1 protein-coding gene is annotated in these 772 nt (G+C 39.6%); it reads left to right on the top strand.

Annotated features, from left to right (window positions below):
• A partial coding sequence (locus ACE01P_RS24380) for a condensation domain-containing protein (RefSeq protein WP_379701663.1) occupies positions 1 to 772 on the top strand: 772 nt, incomplete at both ends.

Raw genomic sequence — 772 nt, 5'->3', positions numbered from 1 at the left:
AAGTGGACAGAAAAGCGCTTCCAAATGTAACAGGTCAAGACATCATTAAAAAAGAATATGTAGCGCCAAGAAATGAAGAAGAACAGCTTATAGTTGATATTTGGGCTTTAGTTCTTAAGCAGGAAGTGATAAGTGTCAAAGACATTTTCTATAATTTAGGAGGAGATTCTATCAAATCGATTCAGGTAGTGTCAAGACTAAAGCAAAAAGGGTATACTTTAAAGGTGGAAGATCTCCTTCGTAATCCTATTGTTGAGGATTTGGCAAAACTAATTAAGGCGGATGTTTCTATTATCAGTCAAGATATGATAGAGGGAGATGTGGCTATTGCCCAGGCTCAGGAATCGGATTCTTATCCTTTAAGTTCATCACAACGCAGACTTTGGATATTAAGCCAGCTGGAAGGTGGATCTTTGGCTTATAATATGCCTGCTGCAGTACAGCTAAAAGGAGCTGTCGATATTAGCAAATTTGAGACGTCATTCATTAGTTTGATACACCGCCATGAGATCTTGCGCACTTGTTTTAAAATTGATTCAGAAGGGGAAGCCCGCCAGTTTATCATCCCAATCGAGGATGTAAACTTTGAGATGACGCAAAAAGACTTCTTGGGTCATGATGCTCAAAACCAATTGGTTTCGGGTTATCTGGAAGAAATGAACAGGGAGCCTTTCGATTTAGAAAAAGCGCCCCTCATCAGAGCTTCGCTGATTAAATTAGAAGAGGATGACCATGTTTTTTTCTTATCGATGCACCATATCGTAGGCGATGG

This window comes from Flavobacterium sp. HJSW_4, from assembly GCF_042436695.1.
GTDB lineage: Bacteria > Bacteroidota > Bacteroidia > Flavobacteriales > Flavobacteriaceae > Flavobacterium.
The sequence above is the reverse complement of the archived record's forward strand: the minus strand, read 5'-3'. Positions and strand labels throughout refer to the sequence as shown.